The following is a 14,910-nucleotide window of genomic DNA, read 5'->3' on the forward strand; positions in this document are numbered from 1 at the left end:
GCATAAATAGCCGACAAACAACTGATTTGTCGGCTATGTTTTGCACTGTAGCCTAATGCAGTTTCATTTTTGGCCTAACAACGCGCAGTACTTTTTCGCTGATCCACAATGCAAAGGTTTTTGCGCTGCCATGAATGGCACGTTGATGCATACGATAGAGCGAAATATACATAAATCGCGCTATTTTACCCTCTATAAAAAAGCTATTACTGGTTAGGTTGCCCATTAAACTACCTACCGTGCTGTAGCGTGACAAATTAACTAAAGAGCCATGATCACTGTAGGTAAAGGCACTGAGTGGCTGATTTTTGAGTGTGGCTATTAGGTTTTTTTCAACACATTGTGCCATTTGATGGGCCGATTGCGCTCTTGGGGGCACTTGTGTGCCATCTTCTTGGGTAAATGCGCAGCAATCGCCAATTACAAAAATGTCGTCGTTAACACTACTTTGCAGGTATTGATTCACCTTAATTTGATTATTGCGGGTGAGTTCAAAAATACCAATGTCTTTAATGAAATCAGGGGCTTTTACGCCTGCAGCCCAAACCATGATATCGGCTTTAATATGTTCATCGTTTTTGGTGATAAAGCTGTTTTCTGTGGCCTCTTTCACTTGCGTGCCTTCGCGTACTGTTACTCCTAACTTAACCAGCTCACGTTTAGCCGAATTTGCAATGCGCTCGGGTAAAGCGGGTAAAATTCGCGGCCCGGCTTCAATTAAATCAATGTGTAAGCGTTTAGCAGTCATTTTATTAAGGCCATACATTTTTAGCATGTCTGACACATGATAAAGCTCTGCCGACAGCTCAACCCCGGTTGCACCACCGCCGACTATAGCAATGGTTAAAGAATGCTGCGGATCATCATCTTGATGTAAACGGGTGAAGTTATCGAGTAGGGCATGCTGAAAGCGTTCAGCTTGTTGGTTTGAATCAAGGTAGAAACAATGCTTGTTAACGCCTGGGGTATTAAAGTCGTTACTGACACTGCCTATAGCAAGTACTAGGTAGTCATAACTCACTTGACGCTCAGGTAAAATACGGTGGCCAAGTTCGTCTTTTAACTCGCTTAAAGTAATGGTTTTGTTGGTTTGATCTAAGTGGCAAAAGCTACCGAGTTGAAAATTATAATGATGTTTTGCTGCATGAGCTGAGTATACAACGCCGTCTAAATCGGCATCAATCGACCCCGTCGCTACTTCATGAAGTAACGGCTTCCAAATATGGCTGCGGTTTTTATCGATTAAAAGTATCTCTGCTTGGCGTTTTTTCCCGAGTTTGTGTCCTAATTGTGTTGCCAGTTCTAAGCCACCAGCGCCACCACCGACTATCACGATTTTAGGAGGTTGGTTAATCATTACGTTGCCCTCAAAAGTATAATACCTAAACACTCTTGCGAAAAAGCGCTTAGGTATTGCAAATCCATCCATCAATACCCCATGGCAACCCACCCATTGTGCGCCTTTTTGATGGTTTTGTCAGTACCCATTAAGAACAATGTAGTTAACTTAGTTATATGAATGACCTTGGGAGATTGAGCCAAACACGTTAGTATGGCTAATTCGCAGTAAGAGACCTATCATTACCTGAAAAAGGGAATGACAGTGAGGGATCAGGATGACTACACCACTACACACTTCGTTGAATCAATACTTTGGCTTTAATGAATTTCGCCAAGGTCAGCAACAAACCATTGAGCAGTTATTAAATCAGCAATCGTCGTTGGCAATTTTTCCAACTGGCTCGGGTAAATCTTTGTGCTATCAATTAAGTGCATTGCACTTACCTAACTTGACCTTAGTGGTATCGCCATTATTGGCACTGATGAAAGATCAAATCAGCTTTTTAAATAGCAAAGGTATTTACGCGGCAAGCCTTGATTCAAGCCAAACCAGTGAGCAAAGTCATACGGTAATGAGTGATGTGCGAGCAGGGAAGGTGAAAATTTTAATGGTCTCAGTTGAGCGCTTTAAGAATGAGCGCTTTCGTGAATTTATTAAACAAGTGCCTATTTCAATGCTGGTGGTCGATGAAGCGCACTGTATATCTGAATGGGGTCACAACTTTAGGCCTGATTACCTAAAACTGCCGCGCTATCGTGATGAGCTTAATATTCCATTGGTACTGCTACTTACAGCAACCGCCACTAAAAAAGTAAAGCGCGATATGTGCGAGCGTTTTGCTATTGCCCCAGAATGTGTGGTGCAAACTGGCTTTTACCGAAGCAACCTCGACTTATCAGTGCTCAGTGTTGCAAGCCAAGAAAAATCTCAGCAATTAGCCAGTATTATAGCCAGCCAACAAGGAGCTGGGATTGTTTATGTCACCTTACAACATACCGCTGAGCAAGTGGCCGAAGGCTTGGCAAGAGCGGGCTTTAATGCGGTGGCTTATCATGCAGGCCTTGAGGATGATAAACGCTGGCAAATTCAAGATGATTTTATGGCGGGTAAAATCAATATCGTTGTGGCAACCATTGCTTTTGGGATGGGCGTTGATAAGTCTGATATTCGCTTTGTGATCCACTATGATTTGCCAAAATCGATTGAAAATTATAGTCAAGAGATTGGCCGCGCAGGGCGAGATGGTGCGCCGTCAAACTGTTTTACCCTAGCAAACCTTGATGGCTTAAATACCGTTGAAAACTTCGTTTATGCCGACACTCCCGAGCAAAGTGGGATTGACTATGTCATCAATAACATTCGTAACGAGCAAACGAACAACCAGTGGGAAATGCAAGAGTACAGCTTATCCAGCGAAAGTAATATTCGTGCTTTAGCGTTAAAAACCTTACTGGTGCAGTTAGAAATGCAAGGGGCTATTACACCTTTATATGCCTATTACGCCGATTTTAAATATAAGTTTTTAACGGATCAAAATGAGCTGCTTGGCCAGTTTGATGCTGACCGACAAGCGTTTTTACAGCAGGTATTTAAACATACAGAGTTTAAGAAAATTTGGGGCACACTTAATTTTGATGCGTTAACCCGTGCCACTCAAGTTGATAGAAAGCGCGTGGTTGCAGCGCTCGATTATTTGGCTGAAAAGGGCCACATAGCCCTTGAAACTAAACGTATTACGCAAGTGTATGAGGTGAATAACTCGGTAATAAACCACGCTGATTTAGCACAGCAACTTCACCAATACTTTATCGAAAAAGAACAGGCTGAAATTAAACGTATCGCCACTTTAGTACGCTTTTTTGAGCTAGATAGCTGCTTAAGTTATAACTTAGCCCGCTATTTTGATGACCAAAATGCACCCCAGCAATGTGGCCATTGTTCAGTATGTAGAGGCCATCAGGTAAAAATTAGTTATTCATTAGTGCATCAAATGCCTGAGCAAAATGTGATTACCAGTAAAGTTGCTGAGCTTAAACAGCACTTAGCCGCTAAAGGGATTAGTGATGTGAGCATCGATACTCAGTGCCGCTTTTTAGCGGGCATGAGCGTGCCTTTATTTACTCGTAATAAAGTCAGGCAACTATCAGGTTTTGGCCTTTGCGAACAGCAACGCTACAGTGACATTAAAAGCTTGCTACAGCAGTTGTAGCGGATAGATTAATGTTTAATAAATATTTATAGTTTGAAATATACAAAAACGTGTATAAAGTTTATTCGCGAAATAAAATTATACTTTCTATATAAGGCTTTGAGTTTTTAAGGATATAAATGTTAGCTGTTACGGAAATTGTCAGACAATTTAAACAAGGCCAGACGACACCATTTTTGTGTAGGACTGATAATGATGAGCAATACATTGTAAAAGGTGCTCGTGCTACAGCTAAAGGGTTGGTTAAAGAGTGGATTGCTGCGCATTTATGTAGAAGTTTTGGTTTACCTAACCCTGATTATGATCTCATATATGTTGATGATGCACTTGTTGAATATGGATATGATGATCTTGGTCCTGGTATGTGTTTTGGTTCTAGATTCATACCTAATATTCAAGATGTTACATTTGCTGAGTTGGAATTTTTATCAAATGAACTTTTAAGAGATCTCTATATTTTTGATTATTGGATAAAAAATGATGATAGGAATCTAACAAGCCTTGGAGGTAATCCAAATCTGTTCTATGAGCCCTTAAAAAAAGAAGTTTATGTACTCGATCATAATTTGTCTTTTGAACCTAATTTTTCTTTAGAGAAGCATAAAGAATTACACTTAGGCAGGTCAGCTTGGAATGATCCGCAGTTACCACTTTGGAGCCGGGTTGAGTACGAAGATAAGATGGAGGCTTCATTAAAAAATATTGATGCTGTCATAAACTCTTTACCTGAAGAATGGCTTGAATATTATGATTTAGATAGCATTGAGAGTGAAATAATCGTAGTATTAAAACAATTTAAATTGGCAAAATTTTGGGAGGATATAAGATGAAAAATTTATGCAAATACTCAATCATACGTTTTATGCCTTTCAGTGAAACACAAGAATTTGCCAATGTTGGAATATTATTATTCTCTCCAAAAACAGGTTTTGTTGACTACAAATTAGCACCTAAAAGCTTTGGTCGAGTTACAGAATTTTTTGACGATTTAAACGGTGAGCTTTATAAAAGTGCTTTAGTTACTTTTGAAAAAGAATTAACAAGAGTGAAAAGCTTAGGCTCTAGGTTTTATGGCGAACAACAAGTTAAGTTGCTTGAAGAAGTTACTCGGTTCAGGGAAGGGATTGTTAGTTTTAGTGAGACAAGAGCTGTACTGCATGAAGCTCCTCAAATCGCACTTGAACAGCTATATAACAAGTATATAGCCAGAAACTTTGTGACTAAAGAGTACCGCGAACAGCAAATGGTTAAGGCTCTAAGACAAGATTTAAAAGATAATATCAGGGGCGTGCATTATACTCAGCAGAAATTGCCTGCTGGCTTGGGTGTTCAAATTGATATTCCTTTTGTAACAAAAGGAAGTCAAATTACTAAAGCAATAAAGCCATTGTCTTTTAATCAAACAAAACCATTAGCATTAATAGAACACGGTGAACAATGGATAAATCGCGTTAGGCGATTAATTCAGGCTGGAGCTATTGAAGCACAAAACATGCTATTTACGCTTGAGAAGCCCAAAAGCCAAAAAACAGAGTTTTTAAAAGCATACGATGAAGTTACTAATGAAATGGAAATGCTTAATACAAAATTCACTCTCTTTGAAGATAGGAAAAGTATCTACAGTTTTGCTACTAGTTTTGAAGATGAAGAATTTAAGTTAATTTCTACTTAGAAATTCCAAATAAAGTCCAAAGGCAACCTTTTCTTGGTTGCCTTTTTTACAGATTTTTAGCCAATTTGAATACTGGTAGTAGGGTAAGTCAAAGGTTGGCTGTGCTGGCGAGCAAAACAATAAGCAAATGTTAGTGGCCCAACTCGACCTATCAACATCAGCAATATGATGATGAGCTGACTAGGCGCACTTAAATCCCCAGTAATACCTCGCGAAAGACCTACGGTACTGAGTGCCGAAATTGCCTCAAAGGTAATATCAAGTAACGACCCTTGTTCAAGCTTGGTGATGATCATAATGCTGGTAAAAGCGATAAATAAGTACAGTATCATGACGCTTAGTGCCTTGATCACCAACTTGTCGCTCAGCTGGCGGTTAAACACGGTAACCGTGGTTTGCTGTTTTAAATAGCTGCGCATCGCTAAAATTAGGATCACAAAGGTGCCTAGTTTTATGCCGCTCGCGGTGCTGACTGAACCACCGCCAACCACCATCAGCAGCATAGTCAAAAGCGTTGAATCTTGACTCAAACCATCAATCGGTAGGGTATTAAACCCTGCGGTACGAGGTGTCACCGCTTGAAACCAAGCCGTTAATATCTGCTCAGACGTTGATAGCGGCGCTAATGTTGCGGGATTGGCGTGTTCAAAGAAAAAAATCAATATAAATGCGATGCAGTTGAGCACTAAGGTAGCAATTAACACCAAGCGGGTATTGGTTGATAGTAATGACCAGCGCTTTTGTTTGTAGATATCAATCAGCACCGTAAACCCTAAGCCACCGATGATAAATAAAGTGGTGATCACCAGGTTTACGGTTATATCGCCTTTGAATGCCGATAAGCTATCGCCACTTAACGCAAAACCCGCATTATTGAACGCCGAAATCGTATAAAACAGACTGTGATAGGCGCTTTTTAGTGCGCCGTAGTCATCGAACCAACTAATAAAGAGTAAGCAAAATGCCACCGACTCAATCACTAATGAATACACTAAAACATACTTAGCAACCTTGATCACCGAGGTTAAATCGTTAGTGTCAAAAGCGCGGCTGGCGAGTAAGCGTTGCTGTAAGCCTAGGGTTTTTCCTAAACTTAAAATTGAAATCACCGCCACGGTCATAAAGCCAATGCCACCTATTTGAATCAGCAGCATTACTACGCTTTGACCAAATACAGTCAGATCAGTACCGGTGTCGATGACCACCAGCCCTGTTACTGTAACCGCAGAGGTTGCCGTAAATAATGCATCGAGCCAGCTGATCGGTTGGGTGCTTGCCATTGGCAACATGAGTAAGCCCGTGCCGAGCATAATTAACACAATAAAGCCGATAGTGAGCACTAAAGGTGGGTTTACTTTTTGCCGCTTACGACACTTTACACCGCTAAATTGTTTAGGGTAAACATTGGCTTGCCAGTTAATCATAATGCACGAAACCGTTTTGCTAATTTAGTTAAGTAGGTTTTAGAGCCCAGTAACACCAGACTATCTCCGTGGCGCAGTTCGGTGTCGTTAGTCAGCTCTGTATTGAAATAATCATCACGTCGTAGTGTGAGCGGTTTAATATCGCTATTACGCTCTTTGAGTAGCCAGCCAATTTTGCGACCTGAAAGTTGCAGATCAATGCCTAGTTCAACAATAAATGTGGATTGGTTAAGCGGGAAATATTGATTAACCATTGGGTAGTTAAGCGCTTGTGCAACCCTTACGCCCATTTCTTCTTCAGGGTGAATGATGCGGTCAACGCCGAGTTTACTTAGTATCTGATGATGGCTTTTGGTACAGGCTTTTACCCAAATTTGCTTTACGCCTAAGTTTTTTAAATGCAATACACATAAAATACTGGCTTCAATATTCTCGCCAATGGCCACCAATACGGCTTGGCAACTGGGTAAATCTAGCCGTGCTAATTGTGTTTCATCACTGGCATCAACCACCACGGTAAAACTAAGTTGGTCGGCATAATGATTAACGGTGCTTTCGCTAATATCGGCGGCACACACTGTATGACCTTGTTTTGAAAGTTCTAAACAGGCAGTTACGCCAAAACGTCCTAATCCGATTACTGCAAACTGAGCCATTGTCTTTCTCGCTATTGTGGGTACGCGCTAAATGCTAATAGCAAAAAAACAGAAGTCTTTAGAGAGCTTGAAAGCTTTATAAAGATTTTATGCCGAGATAAAAAAACTTTATAAAAACTTTATAGTGACAAAATTGAAAACCCTTTAATCTAATAGGGACAAAAAATAAGTGAAAAGATGATGCAGTCAGTATTCAAAATACAGTATTTAAAAGCCGCATTTTTAAGTGTGTTGATGCCACTTGTGGTGGTGCTTGCGATATTTCCGTTTCGAGAACTGTTTACAACCACCGATATTGTTATGTTACAGCTGCTGTGGGTGACCTGGGTTGCGGTGCGCAGTAATCGTCGTGTTGCTGCGCTTACTACCTTGGTGAGTGTTGCCTGTACGGACTGGTTTTATGTGGTGCCTTACTTTACTTTTCATATCGAAAATATTGAATATGTGGTCACCTTTTTGGTGATGCTGATTGTGGGTTTAGTCATAAGCCACCTAGCCGGTGAGCTCAATACTAAGGTTCGCGATGTGCAAGCCCATGCAAGTAATAGTCGCTTATTGTATGAATTAGCTAAAAAACTTAATGATCTCGATAGCCTTGAGGAACAAAAGCAGCTGTTTTTAACAACCATGGCCGCACATTTAAAGGTCGCATGTGATTGGCAGTTAACAGCGTCTAAGCAGTTTATTTATTTAAATGAGCAACAAGCTGAATTTGGCGGCATCGCGTTTGCTAAAGCGCTTAATGCCGAGCAACTTGCTTTGGCGAATACAGCGTGCTCTTTACTGTATCAGGTTCAAGAAAAAACCTTACTACGCGAGCAATCAGCGGCGATAAAAGTACAGGCCGAGTTAGAAAGGTCAAAAAACACCTTGTTGCGCAGTTTATCCCATGACTTACGAACACCATTAGCGACCATTATGGGCGCATCAAGTATGTTGGCTGATGATGATATTCAACTAAGCTCTGAGGTTATCAAAGAGCAAGCTGCTAATATTTATGAGCAAAGTAAAATTCTTAACCAGCACTTTGATAAAGTCATGGAGCTCAGTAAAGTGAATAAGTTAGCTGAGAATATTAAATGGCAAAAACTACCCATTTTGACCTTAATTAGCGAAGCTAAATCACGCCGTCAGCAACAACTACATAACTTTAAATTGCACATCGAAGCTCAGCAACAAAGCATCTGTTTTGGCGATGAAACCTTACTTGAAATTGCCTTTGCCAATATGCTCGAAAACGCAGCTCGTTACGGAGATGGTTCGGCGAACATGCAATTTATTGAAACACAAGACGAATACCAAATTGTGTTAACTAACCCTTTTGCTAATAAGCACGAGACGAGTCAAGATGAAGGCGTTGGCCTAGGGAGTGTTATTTGCGATGTGGTTGCTAAATGTCATCAGGGGCGCTTTGAATTAACCCTCAATGAGCAGACAAAGCAGGCAACAGCTATATTAATTTGGAGTAACAGCCGTGGCTAATATTTTGGTTTTAGAGGACTCACCGCCTCTGCAAAGTTTTTTAAAAACACTGCTCAAAGCAAGTAACCATGAAGTCAGTGTGTGCGCGAAAGGGCTTGATGCGTTTGCACTTTTAAGCCAGCAGCAGTTTGATTTAGTGCTGCTTGATTTAGGTTTGCTCGATATGGATGGGCAAGATTGGCTGGTGGAGTTTAGGCAGTGGAGTCTGCTCCCTGTTCTGGTACTTTCTGCGCGCGACGGCGAAACAGAAAAAGTCACCGCCCTTGATAACGGCGCTAACGATTATCTGACCAAACCATTCAGCGCAAACGAATTACTAGCACGTATTCGGGTGCTTCTGCGCACACAAACAACACCAAGCCTAACTTTGCAATGTGGCGATATTCACATCGACCCGCATAAACATGTGGTGCGTAAAGGTGCTGAAGAAGTCAAACTAACTAAAAAAGAGTACGCTATTTTGCTGTTGTTATTTCAGCAAAAAGACAAGGTATTAACGCATAACGCTATTTTATCTGAGGTGTGGGGAGAGCAGTATATTAATCGTCCTGAATACGTGCGTGTACATATTGGTCAGTTAAGACAAAAGCTTGAGCAAAATGCGGCAAGCCCTAAACATATCTTAACTGAGCCCGCTGTGGGTTATCGATTAGTTGATTGAGTTTAATAATAGTCACGACTTTTTTAATTTGCTGTTGAGCTTATAGGCTTTTTAAACTATTGTTTTAGTTTACGAAAATAATGAAAAGGTGCTTGATAATTGGCTACTGCTGATCAAGGTGGCAAACGGATATTTTCACTTTCAAATAAACAACTTGAAGAACTCATTGCTGCAATTGAGCAAGCAATTGAATGGCATCAATGTTGGTACAAACGCTTACTGCGTAGCCTTATTGCCAATGTACCAGCATGTGAAGAAGATCTTGACGATAATGCTCATGCATTATGCGAATTTGGCCTTTGGTTTAATAAACTCCCCTCTAGTTCTAAAAATTTACACCCGTATTTTGCTGAAATTGAAATTGCGCATCAAAAAATGCACCACGGGGCTAAAGTACTTTTATCTTTGAATGAAGCTAATTCAAAAATCCCGGTCAATCTTTTGGATCAATTTCATGAAGATTTAGATAGAGTCCGCTATTTATTTGAGGCAGTGAATGAAGACTTCTCTAAACTTTTGCATAATCGTGATCCCCTAACAGGTGCAAACAACCGCACTCATTTACTTAGCAATCTGCGAGAGGAGCTTGAGCTTGCGAAAAGAAAGTCACTTAGCTGTGCGTTGATTATGATCGATCTCGATCATTTTAAACGTGTTAATGATCAATATGGTCATTCCGTAGGAGATAAAGTATTGGTTGCTCTTGTTAAGTGTATTAACTCTCACCTAAGAAAATATGATCATCTGTATCGCTATGGCGGCGAAGAGTTTTTAGTATGCTTACCACAAACAGACCTAAAAGGTGCTCAATCATTTGCTGAGCGCTTGAGAGTCGGTGTTGAAGAACTTGAAATAGATATAGGTAAAGATAAACAGATAAAAATTACCGGCTCTTTTGGGGTCTCTTCTATTCGCGCTGACGATGATATTGAAACAGCAATAGAGGCTGCGGATAAAGCTATGTATCAGGCAAAAGAATCGGGACGCAACCAAGTGTGTGTAACCTGATTGGTAGGTTTGCAGCTTTATTTTCTTGAAGAAGGAAAACAGTGACAGTTTATAAATTGTCACTGCATATTAGATCAGTCGTATTTTGCTTCTAACTCATTGGCTGTGTGATAGCTTTCGTGAGTTTTTAGCTGCTCAAAGTAGCGTTCGATTTCAGGGAAGTACGACAGCTTACCCGCCTGAGCAACTTGCTCTACAACAAAAGACATCATGAAATCAGCACCGGTCAATGTGTCATCGACTAAGTACTGCTTACCTTGTAATTGCTGATTAACATAGCTCAGTATTTTTGCAATTTCATTATCGGCATAGTCGGCAATAAAGTTAGTTTGACAGCCGTCTTTAGTAATAAAGAGTTTTAGTAAAAGAGGCACCATGGCAGAGCTTTCAGCAAAATGCAGCCATTGCTGATAGTCAACATAGCTGTCGCTTTGCTGGCTTGGCATAAACTTGCCTTTGCCGTACTTACTAATTAAGTAGTCAGTAATTGCGCCAGACTCGGTAATTACTTTACCGTTATCTTCAATAACGGGCGATTTACCCAGCGGATGAATTTGTTTTAGTTCATCAGGTGCTAAGAAGGTTTCTTTATTGCGTTGATAAGCAACAATGTCGTAATCGACACCAAGCTCTTCCAGTAACCAAATAATACGTTTAGAGCGTGATTTATTTAAATGGTGTAATTTAATCATTCGTTATCCTTAAAAATGGCGTAGCCAAGCTGACTACGCCTTGAAATTTAAATTGGCTGCTGAACTTGCACGACAGTTTTACCGAAGTTCTCACCATTTAACATCGCATTAAAGGCGTTCAGCGTATTTTCGAAATTAGCTTCAAGATGCTCTTTATATTTGATTTTTCCTTCGCTTAACCATGTTTGCATGTCTTTTGCGAATTCCTCATAACGATGGGCGTAGTCATCAAAAATAATAAACCCTTGCACTTTAATGCGTTTCTTTAAAATGTGACCCATAAGCATAGATAAGCGATCTGGACCTGGCGGCAGCTCGGTAGCGTTGTACTGTGATACTAAACCACATAACGGAATACGTGCTTTTGTATTCAACAGGGGTAACACGGCATCAAATACATGGCCACCGACATTTTCGTAATAAACATCAATACCATTATTACACGCTGCGCTTAACTGCTCTGCAAAATCATTTGCTTTGTGATCAATACAGGCATCAAAGCCTAGGTTTTCAACGGCATGTTGGCATTTTTCTTTACCGCCAGCTACGCCAACGACCTTACAGCCTTTTAATTTGGCTATTTGCCCTACAGTTGCACCGACAGGCCCTGTAGCTGCAGCAACCACGACTGTTTCGCCCTGCTTTGGCTCACCAATATCTAAAAGCCCCATGTAGGCGGTAAAACCAGGCATACCCATAATACCAAGTGCATACGAAGGATTTTCAGGGTTTTTCCCCAGTTTCATTAAGCCTTCAGTGTCGCTTATTGCGTATTCTTGCCAGCCCGTATAGGCCAATACCCATTCACCTTCTTGGTAGTCGGGGTGGTTTGATTGCTCAACTTGGCATACGGTTGCGCCTACCATCACATCACCAATCTTTACAGGAGCAGCATATGATTCAGCATCGCTCATTCGTCCTCGCATATAGGGGTCAAGTGATAGATAAATGGTTCTGAGTAATACCTCGCCATCTTTTGGCGCTGATACTGAGTTAGTTTTTAAAACAACATTGTTTTCATTCGCTACGCCACTTGGGCGAGATTCAAGAATATATTGACGATTTTGAATATCAGACATACTAGGCTCCTTTTGCCAGCAGTAAATTAAGATACGCCTTTAACGTTTTGCGGGCATAACATTAAAAATCAACACTAAAATTGTAATTACTTGATAACGCATCCCCTTTTTTAGGATGAGTTTTTGCGCTAAATATGGGAACGGTGTATGCTGTTTTAAAATTAAGCTAACTTAAAAGGATAGTAATGAAGCGTATTTTGTTAGTGGGCTTGGTGACTGTTAATGCTTATGCAAATAACGACGTGTTATCGGTTGATCCAGTGATGCTGCAAAGCGGTAATTTTGCATTTGAAAATGATGACAAACATTACCCAAAGCAAAGTCAATTTAGCATTGTCCATAGTGTATTAATGAGCAGTGAAAGTGGTCGTCGTTTAGCTGTTGTGACGATTGAAAACAAAGCATCAGGCTCGCGTATTTTACAGGCTGACCACATTATGGCGCTGTTTGCTGATGGGCGTCGTGTACATCCGCAAAGCTTTGACGAAGGCATTAAGTTAGATGATGGTGAAAGGCGCTCTTTGACCTTATCTTTTGGTGAAAACGAATATCCCATATTAGCAGTGTATACCAGCTTAGATAATTAAAAGGATTACCATGAAATCAACGCGTCATTTTTTCGTTTTGAGCGCACTTATTTGCTCACCAACTGCGCTAGCGATAGATAGCCAAGACTTTGTTAAAGATAACGTTTTTACTCAAGGCGTTGAAGGGCCAACCATGTATAACGGTGCCTTGTACGCGGTGAACTATGCCCAGCAAGGAACCATTGGCCGCGTTGATAACATGGGCAAAACATCGTTATTTGTACGGCTACCAAATGACAGCGTTGGTAATGGCTTACAGTTTGACTCGCAAGGTAATTTATTTATTGCCGATTACGTGAATCACAATATTTTAAAAGTACCTGCAGGCAGCAATAAAGCAGAAGTGTTCGCCCATAATAGCAACATGAATCAACCCAATGACATTGCTATCACCAAAAGCGGGGCGCTGTTTGCAAGTGACCCTAATTGGACGAACGAAACTGGCCAACTTTGGCGTATTAATGCAGATGGCAGCACGCATTTACTCGAAAAGAACATGGGCACCACCAATGGTATTGCCGTTAATAACGACAACACTAAGCTCTATGTGAACGAGAGTGTGCAGCGAATAGTTTGGCAATATGACCTAGATGAGAACTTAAACATTAGCAATAAAAAAGTTTTGATTAAGTTTGCTGAGCATGGCTTAGACGGCATGCGCGTTAATAATCAAGGACATGTGTTTATCACTCGTTACGGTGCAGGAAAGGTGCTTGAAGTATCGCCTACCGGCAAGCTATTAAATAGCTACCAATTAAAAGGCCAGCATCCAACTAATTTGGCCTTTAACGATACGCAAAGCAAAGTGTATGTCACCATGCAAAAGCGCGGTGCAATAGAAGTGATTGAACTTTAGCCTTGCTTTGCTCGCGTTATAGCGGCGTTGATTGCCGTTTTCGCTTGCGGGCTATTTTGCCAACAACTTGAATGCAGCATTGATGCTACACGTTCAGCAATGGTGTTGGCATCAAACCCGGCTAACTCCTCAAACGATTCAATACCGATTTCTTCAAACCGTTTTATCACCATAGGCCCCACACCTTTGAGCGCTAAAAGCGCGCTGCGTTCTTGCTGGTTAAATGGCATTTTTTCGCTCCTTGTTGATTGAGTCTATAAAATGATGAGGGTTATCTAGTCCTAGAAAAACAATGTTGATATCACCAATAGGCTCAATGAGCGTGATTTTAATATTTGGGCAACCTGAATAATTATAGCGCTTGATTGTTCGAGCGCGTGAAATGAAATCGGCATTTAAATCAATGGTTTTGATATTTTCTAAAGCAATATTGTAAGCAGGATATAGCCCATAGCGAATAACGAGTTGCGTTTTACTAATTGAAACAGGGCGCTTTGCGACCGCTCGGTACTCTGCAATGAAGAATAAAAGGCTAAAAATAGTTAAACCAGTGATAATGTTTGCTGCTAATGATGACCATACAAAGTGTAAAAATAAATGCATCAGTGGCAGTTCTAACAAGATAATAAAAATAAAGCCAAGTAAGTTAGCTTGTGATCCATCTTTTTTATGGTAACTAAAATGTTGTTCACCAGTGAAATAGCTTGGTTTAATGTGTTTAGCGTAAAATAAGAAAGCCCACATCCGTGTTTCGAAACATAAAAAGTTTGCAATTACGCTTTGTTTGAAAAGCTTATTAATTGGTCTTTCTATAGCTATATCTGGATCGGCTTGCTTGCCTAAAGCGGATTTTATTGCCAGGTACACAGTAATGAGAGCACTTAGCTCTAAAATTACAATCAAAGCTAAAAGCCCGTAACGACCTTGCTCTAAGTAATTCATTAAAAACTTGTTTTGTTCGGGAATAATGTAACTCCCCACTAAAATAGCGAGTGAGCACAACATCAAGGCTTTTAAAGCTGCTTCTTTCTTATTTTTAATTAATATTAAGCAAAGTACAGGTAATACTATCAGTGCATCAAGCAGGTATAACCATTCAAAGTTTGCTTTACCAAAGTCATTTAACGGGTGGCTACCTTGGTAATACATACCCCAAAAAAGACTAATACTAATTAGGAAAATAAATGGGATTTTTGACTTTATTGATTTGAGCATTACATCTTCCTTGCTGCTTTTTGTTGC

The 14,910-nt window shown here is 40.4% G+C and carries 15 protein-coding genes; 8 read left to right on the forward strand and 7 right to left on the reverse strand.

Annotation, left to right across the window (positions count from 1 at the left end; all coding sequences use genetic code 11):
- Nucleotides 1–52: 52 nt before the first annotated feature.
- Nucleotides 53–1,357, reverse strand: coding sequence for an NAD(P)/FAD-dependent oxidoreductase (locus tag ACSFVZ_RS06545; RefSeq protein WP_135926749.1), 1,305 nt, complete (start codon nt 1,355–1,357; stop codon nt 53–55).
- A gap of 259 nt (nt 1,358–1,616) precedes the next feature.
- On the opposite strand from ACSFVZ_RS06545, the gene ACSFVZ_RS06550 reads away from it, so the two are divergent.
- The 3 genes from ACSFVZ_RS06550 (at nt 1,617) to ACSFVZ_RS06560 (ending at nt 5,223) form a co-directional block, all read left to right on the forward strand.
- Entirely contained in the window at nt 1,617–3,551 is a 1,935-nt protein-coding gene (locus tag ACSFVZ_RS06550; protein WP_435558427.1) for a RecQ family ATP-dependent DNA helicase, read from the forward strand.
- Nucleotides 3,552–3,670: 119 nt separating this feature from the next.
- Nucleotides 3,671–4,381, forward strand: a complete 711-nt coding sequence (locus ACSFVZ_RS06555) for a HipA family kinase (protein WP_435558428.1) — start codon at nt 3,671–3,673, stop codon at nt 4,379–4,381.
- On the forward strand, nt 4,378–5,223 hold the full coding sequence (locus ACSFVZ_RS06560; protein ID WP_138558190.1) for a DUF3037 domain-containing protein: 846 nt from the start codon (nt 4,378–4,380) through the stop codon (nt 5,221–5,223). Before ACSFVZ_RS06555 ends, ACSFVZ_RS06560 begins: the two co-directional genes overlap by 4 nt.
- 56 nt (nt 5,224–5,279) lie before the next feature.
- Here ACSFVZ_RS06560 and ACSFVZ_RS06565 read toward each other — a convergent pair whose 3' ends face one another.
- Nucleotides 5,280–6,647: a TrkH family potassium uptake protein gene (locus tag ACSFVZ_RS06565; RefSeq protein ID WP_435558429.1), complete on the reverse strand. Its 1,368-nt coding sequence runs from the start codon at nt 6,645–6,647 to the stop codon at nt 5,280–5,282.
- Nucleotides 6,644–7,303 carry a potassium channel family protein gene (locus ACSFVZ_RS06570; RefSeq protein ID WP_054553462.1) on the reverse strand — a complete coding sequence of 220 codons (660 nt, stop codon included), beginning with the start codon at nt 7,301–7,303 and terminating at the stop codon, nt 6,644–6,646. Before ACSFVZ_RS06570 ends, ACSFVZ_RS06565 begins: the two co-directional genes overlap by 4 nt.
- Nucleotides 7,304–7,480: 177 nt before the next feature.
- Here ACSFVZ_RS06570 and ACSFVZ_RS06575 point away from each other — a divergent pair, with 177 nt between their 5' ends.
- The 3 genes from ACSFVZ_RS06575 to ACSFVZ_RS06585 all read left to right on the forward strand — a co-directional run bounded on the left by ACSFVZ_RS06575 (nt 7,481) and on the right by ACSFVZ_RS06585 (nt 10,454).
- A complete protein-coding gene (locus ACSFVZ_RS06575; RefSeq protein WP_421966334.1) occupies nt 7,481–8,785 on the forward strand; it encodes a DUF4118 domain-containing protein in 1,305 nt (434 codons plus the stop codon).
- On the forward strand, nt 8,778–9,446 hold the full coding sequence (locus ACSFVZ_RS06580; protein ID WP_135926753.1) for a response regulator: 669 nt from the start codon (nt 8,778–8,780) through the stop codon (nt 9,444–9,446). Before ACSFVZ_RS06575 ends, ACSFVZ_RS06580 begins: the two co-directional genes overlap by 8 nt.
- 99 nt (nt 9,447–9,545) lie before the next feature.
- The gene (locus ACSFVZ_RS06585) at nt 9,546–10,454 is read left to right on the forward strand and encodes a diguanylate cyclase (protein ID WP_435558431.1); all 909 of its coding nucleotides are present in this window, start codon (nt 9,546–9,548) and stop codon (nt 10,452–10,454) included.
- A 74-nt stretch (nt 10,455–10,528) separates the two neighbouring features.
- Here the strand turns inward: ACSFVZ_RS06585 and ACSFVZ_RS06590 are convergent, their stop codons facing one another.
- Nucleotides 10,529–11,146: a glutathione S-transferase family protein gene (locus ACSFVZ_RS06590; RefSeq protein ID WP_063527596.1), complete on the reverse strand. Its 618-nt coding sequence runs from the start codon at nt 11,144–11,146 to the stop codon at nt 10,529–10,531.
- 47 nt (nt 11,147–11,193) lie between these two features.
- Nucleotides 11,194–12,225, reverse strand: coding sequence for an NADPH-dependent curcumin/dihydrocurcumin reductase (gene curA / locus ACSFVZ_RS06595; RefSeq protein ID WP_138558188.1), 1,032 nt, complete (start codon nt 12,223–12,225; stop codon nt 11,194–11,196).
- A gap of 185 nt (nt 12,226–12,410) precedes the next feature.
- Here curA and ACSFVZ_RS06600 point away from each other — a divergent pair, with 185 nt between their 5' ends.
- Together ACSFVZ_RS06600 and ACSFVZ_RS06605 are read left to right on the forward strand one after the other, a co-directional pair.
- A complete protein-coding gene (locus tag ACSFVZ_RS06600) occupies nt 12,411–12,812 on the forward strand; it encodes a hypothetical protein (RefSeq protein ID WP_138558187.1) in 402 nt (133 codons plus the stop codon).
- Between the two features lie 10 nt (nt 12,813–12,822).
- Nucleotides 12,823–13,668, forward strand: coding sequence for an SMP-30/gluconolactonase/LRE family protein (locus ACSFVZ_RS06605; protein WP_435558432.1), 846 nt, complete (start codon nt 12,823–12,825; stop codon nt 13,666–13,668).
- On the opposite strand, the gene ACSFVZ_RS06610 is transcribed toward ACSFVZ_RS06605, so the two are convergent.
- Nucleotides 13,665–13,898: a helix-hairpin-helix domain-containing protein gene (locus ACSFVZ_RS06610; RefSeq protein WP_435558433.1), complete on the reverse strand. Its 234-nt coding sequence runs from the start codon at nt 13,896–13,898 to the stop codon at nt 13,665–13,667. The genes ACSFVZ_RS06605 and ACSFVZ_RS06610 overlap by 4 nt on opposite strands.
- Entirely contained in the window at nt 13,888–14,883 is a 996-nt protein-coding gene (locus tag ACSFVZ_RS06615) for a hypothetical protein (RefSeq protein WP_435558434.1), read from the reverse strand. The genes ACSFVZ_RS06610 and ACSFVZ_RS06615 overlap by 11 nt, the downstream gene beginning before the upstream one ends.
- Between the last annotated feature and the right edge of the window lie 27 nt (nt 14,884–14,910).

The organism is Pseudoalteromonas nanhaiensis (genome assembly GCF_051235485.1).
GTDB lineage: Bacteria > Pseudomonadota > Gammaproteobacteria > Enterobacterales > Alteromonadaceae > Pseudoalteromonas > Pseudoalteromonas lipolytica_C.

Excerpts from the sequence above, each read along its gene's own strand:
- ACSFVZ_RS06545 (WP_135926749.1), bottom strand. The coding sequence starts at position 1,357 with ATGATTAACCAACCTCCTAAAATCGTGATAGTCGGTGGTGGCGCTGGT.
- ACSFVZ_RS06550 (WP_435558427.1), top strand. The coding sequence starts at position 1,617 with ATGACTACACCACTACACACTTCGTTGAATCAATACTTTGGCTTTAAT.
- ACSFVZ_RS06555 (WP_435558428.1), top strand. The coding sequence starts at position 3,671 with ATGTTAGCTGTTACGGAAATTGTCAGACAATTTAAACAAGGCCAGACG.
- ACSFVZ_RS06560 (WP_138558190.1), top strand. The coding sequence starts at position 4,378 with ATGAAAAATTTATGCAAATACTCAATCATACGTTTTATGCCTTTCAGT.
- ACSFVZ_RS06565 (WP_435558429.1), bottom strand. The coding sequence starts at position 6,647 with ATGATTAACTGGCAAGCCAATGTTTACCCTAAACAATTTAGCGGTGTA.
- ACSFVZ_RS06570 (WP_054553462.1), bottom strand. The coding sequence starts at position 7,303 with ATGGCTCAGTTTGCAGTAATCGGATTAGGACGTTTTGGCGTAACTGCC.
- ACSFVZ_RS06575 (WP_421966334.1), top strand. The coding sequence starts at position 7,481 with ATGATGCAGTCAGTATTCAAAATACAGTATTTAAAAGCCGCATTTTTA.
- ACSFVZ_RS06590 (WP_063527596.1), bottom strand. The coding sequence starts at position 11,146 with ATGATTAAATTACACCATTTAAATAAATCACGCTCTAAACGTATTATT.
- curA (WP_138558188.1), bottom strand. The coding sequence starts at position 12,225 with ATGTCTGATATTCAAAATCGTCAATATATTCTTGAATCTCGCCCAAGT.
- ACSFVZ_RS06600 (WP_138558187.1), top strand. The coding sequence starts at position 12,411 with ATGAAGCGTATTTTGTTAGTGGGCTTGGTGACTGTTAATGCTTATGCA.
- ACSFVZ_RS06605 (WP_435558432.1), top strand. The coding sequence starts at position 12,823 with ATGAAATCAACGCGTCATTTTTTCGTTTTGAGCGCACTTATTTGCTCA.
- ACSFVZ_RS06610 (WP_435558433.1), bottom strand. The coding sequence starts at position 13,898 with ATGCCATTTAACCAGCAAGAACGCAGCGCGCTTTTAGCGCTCAAAGGT.
- ACSFVZ_RS06615 (WP_435558434.1), bottom strand. The coding sequence starts at position 14,883 with ATGCTCAAATCAATAAAGTCAAAAATCCCATTTATTTTCCTAATTAGT.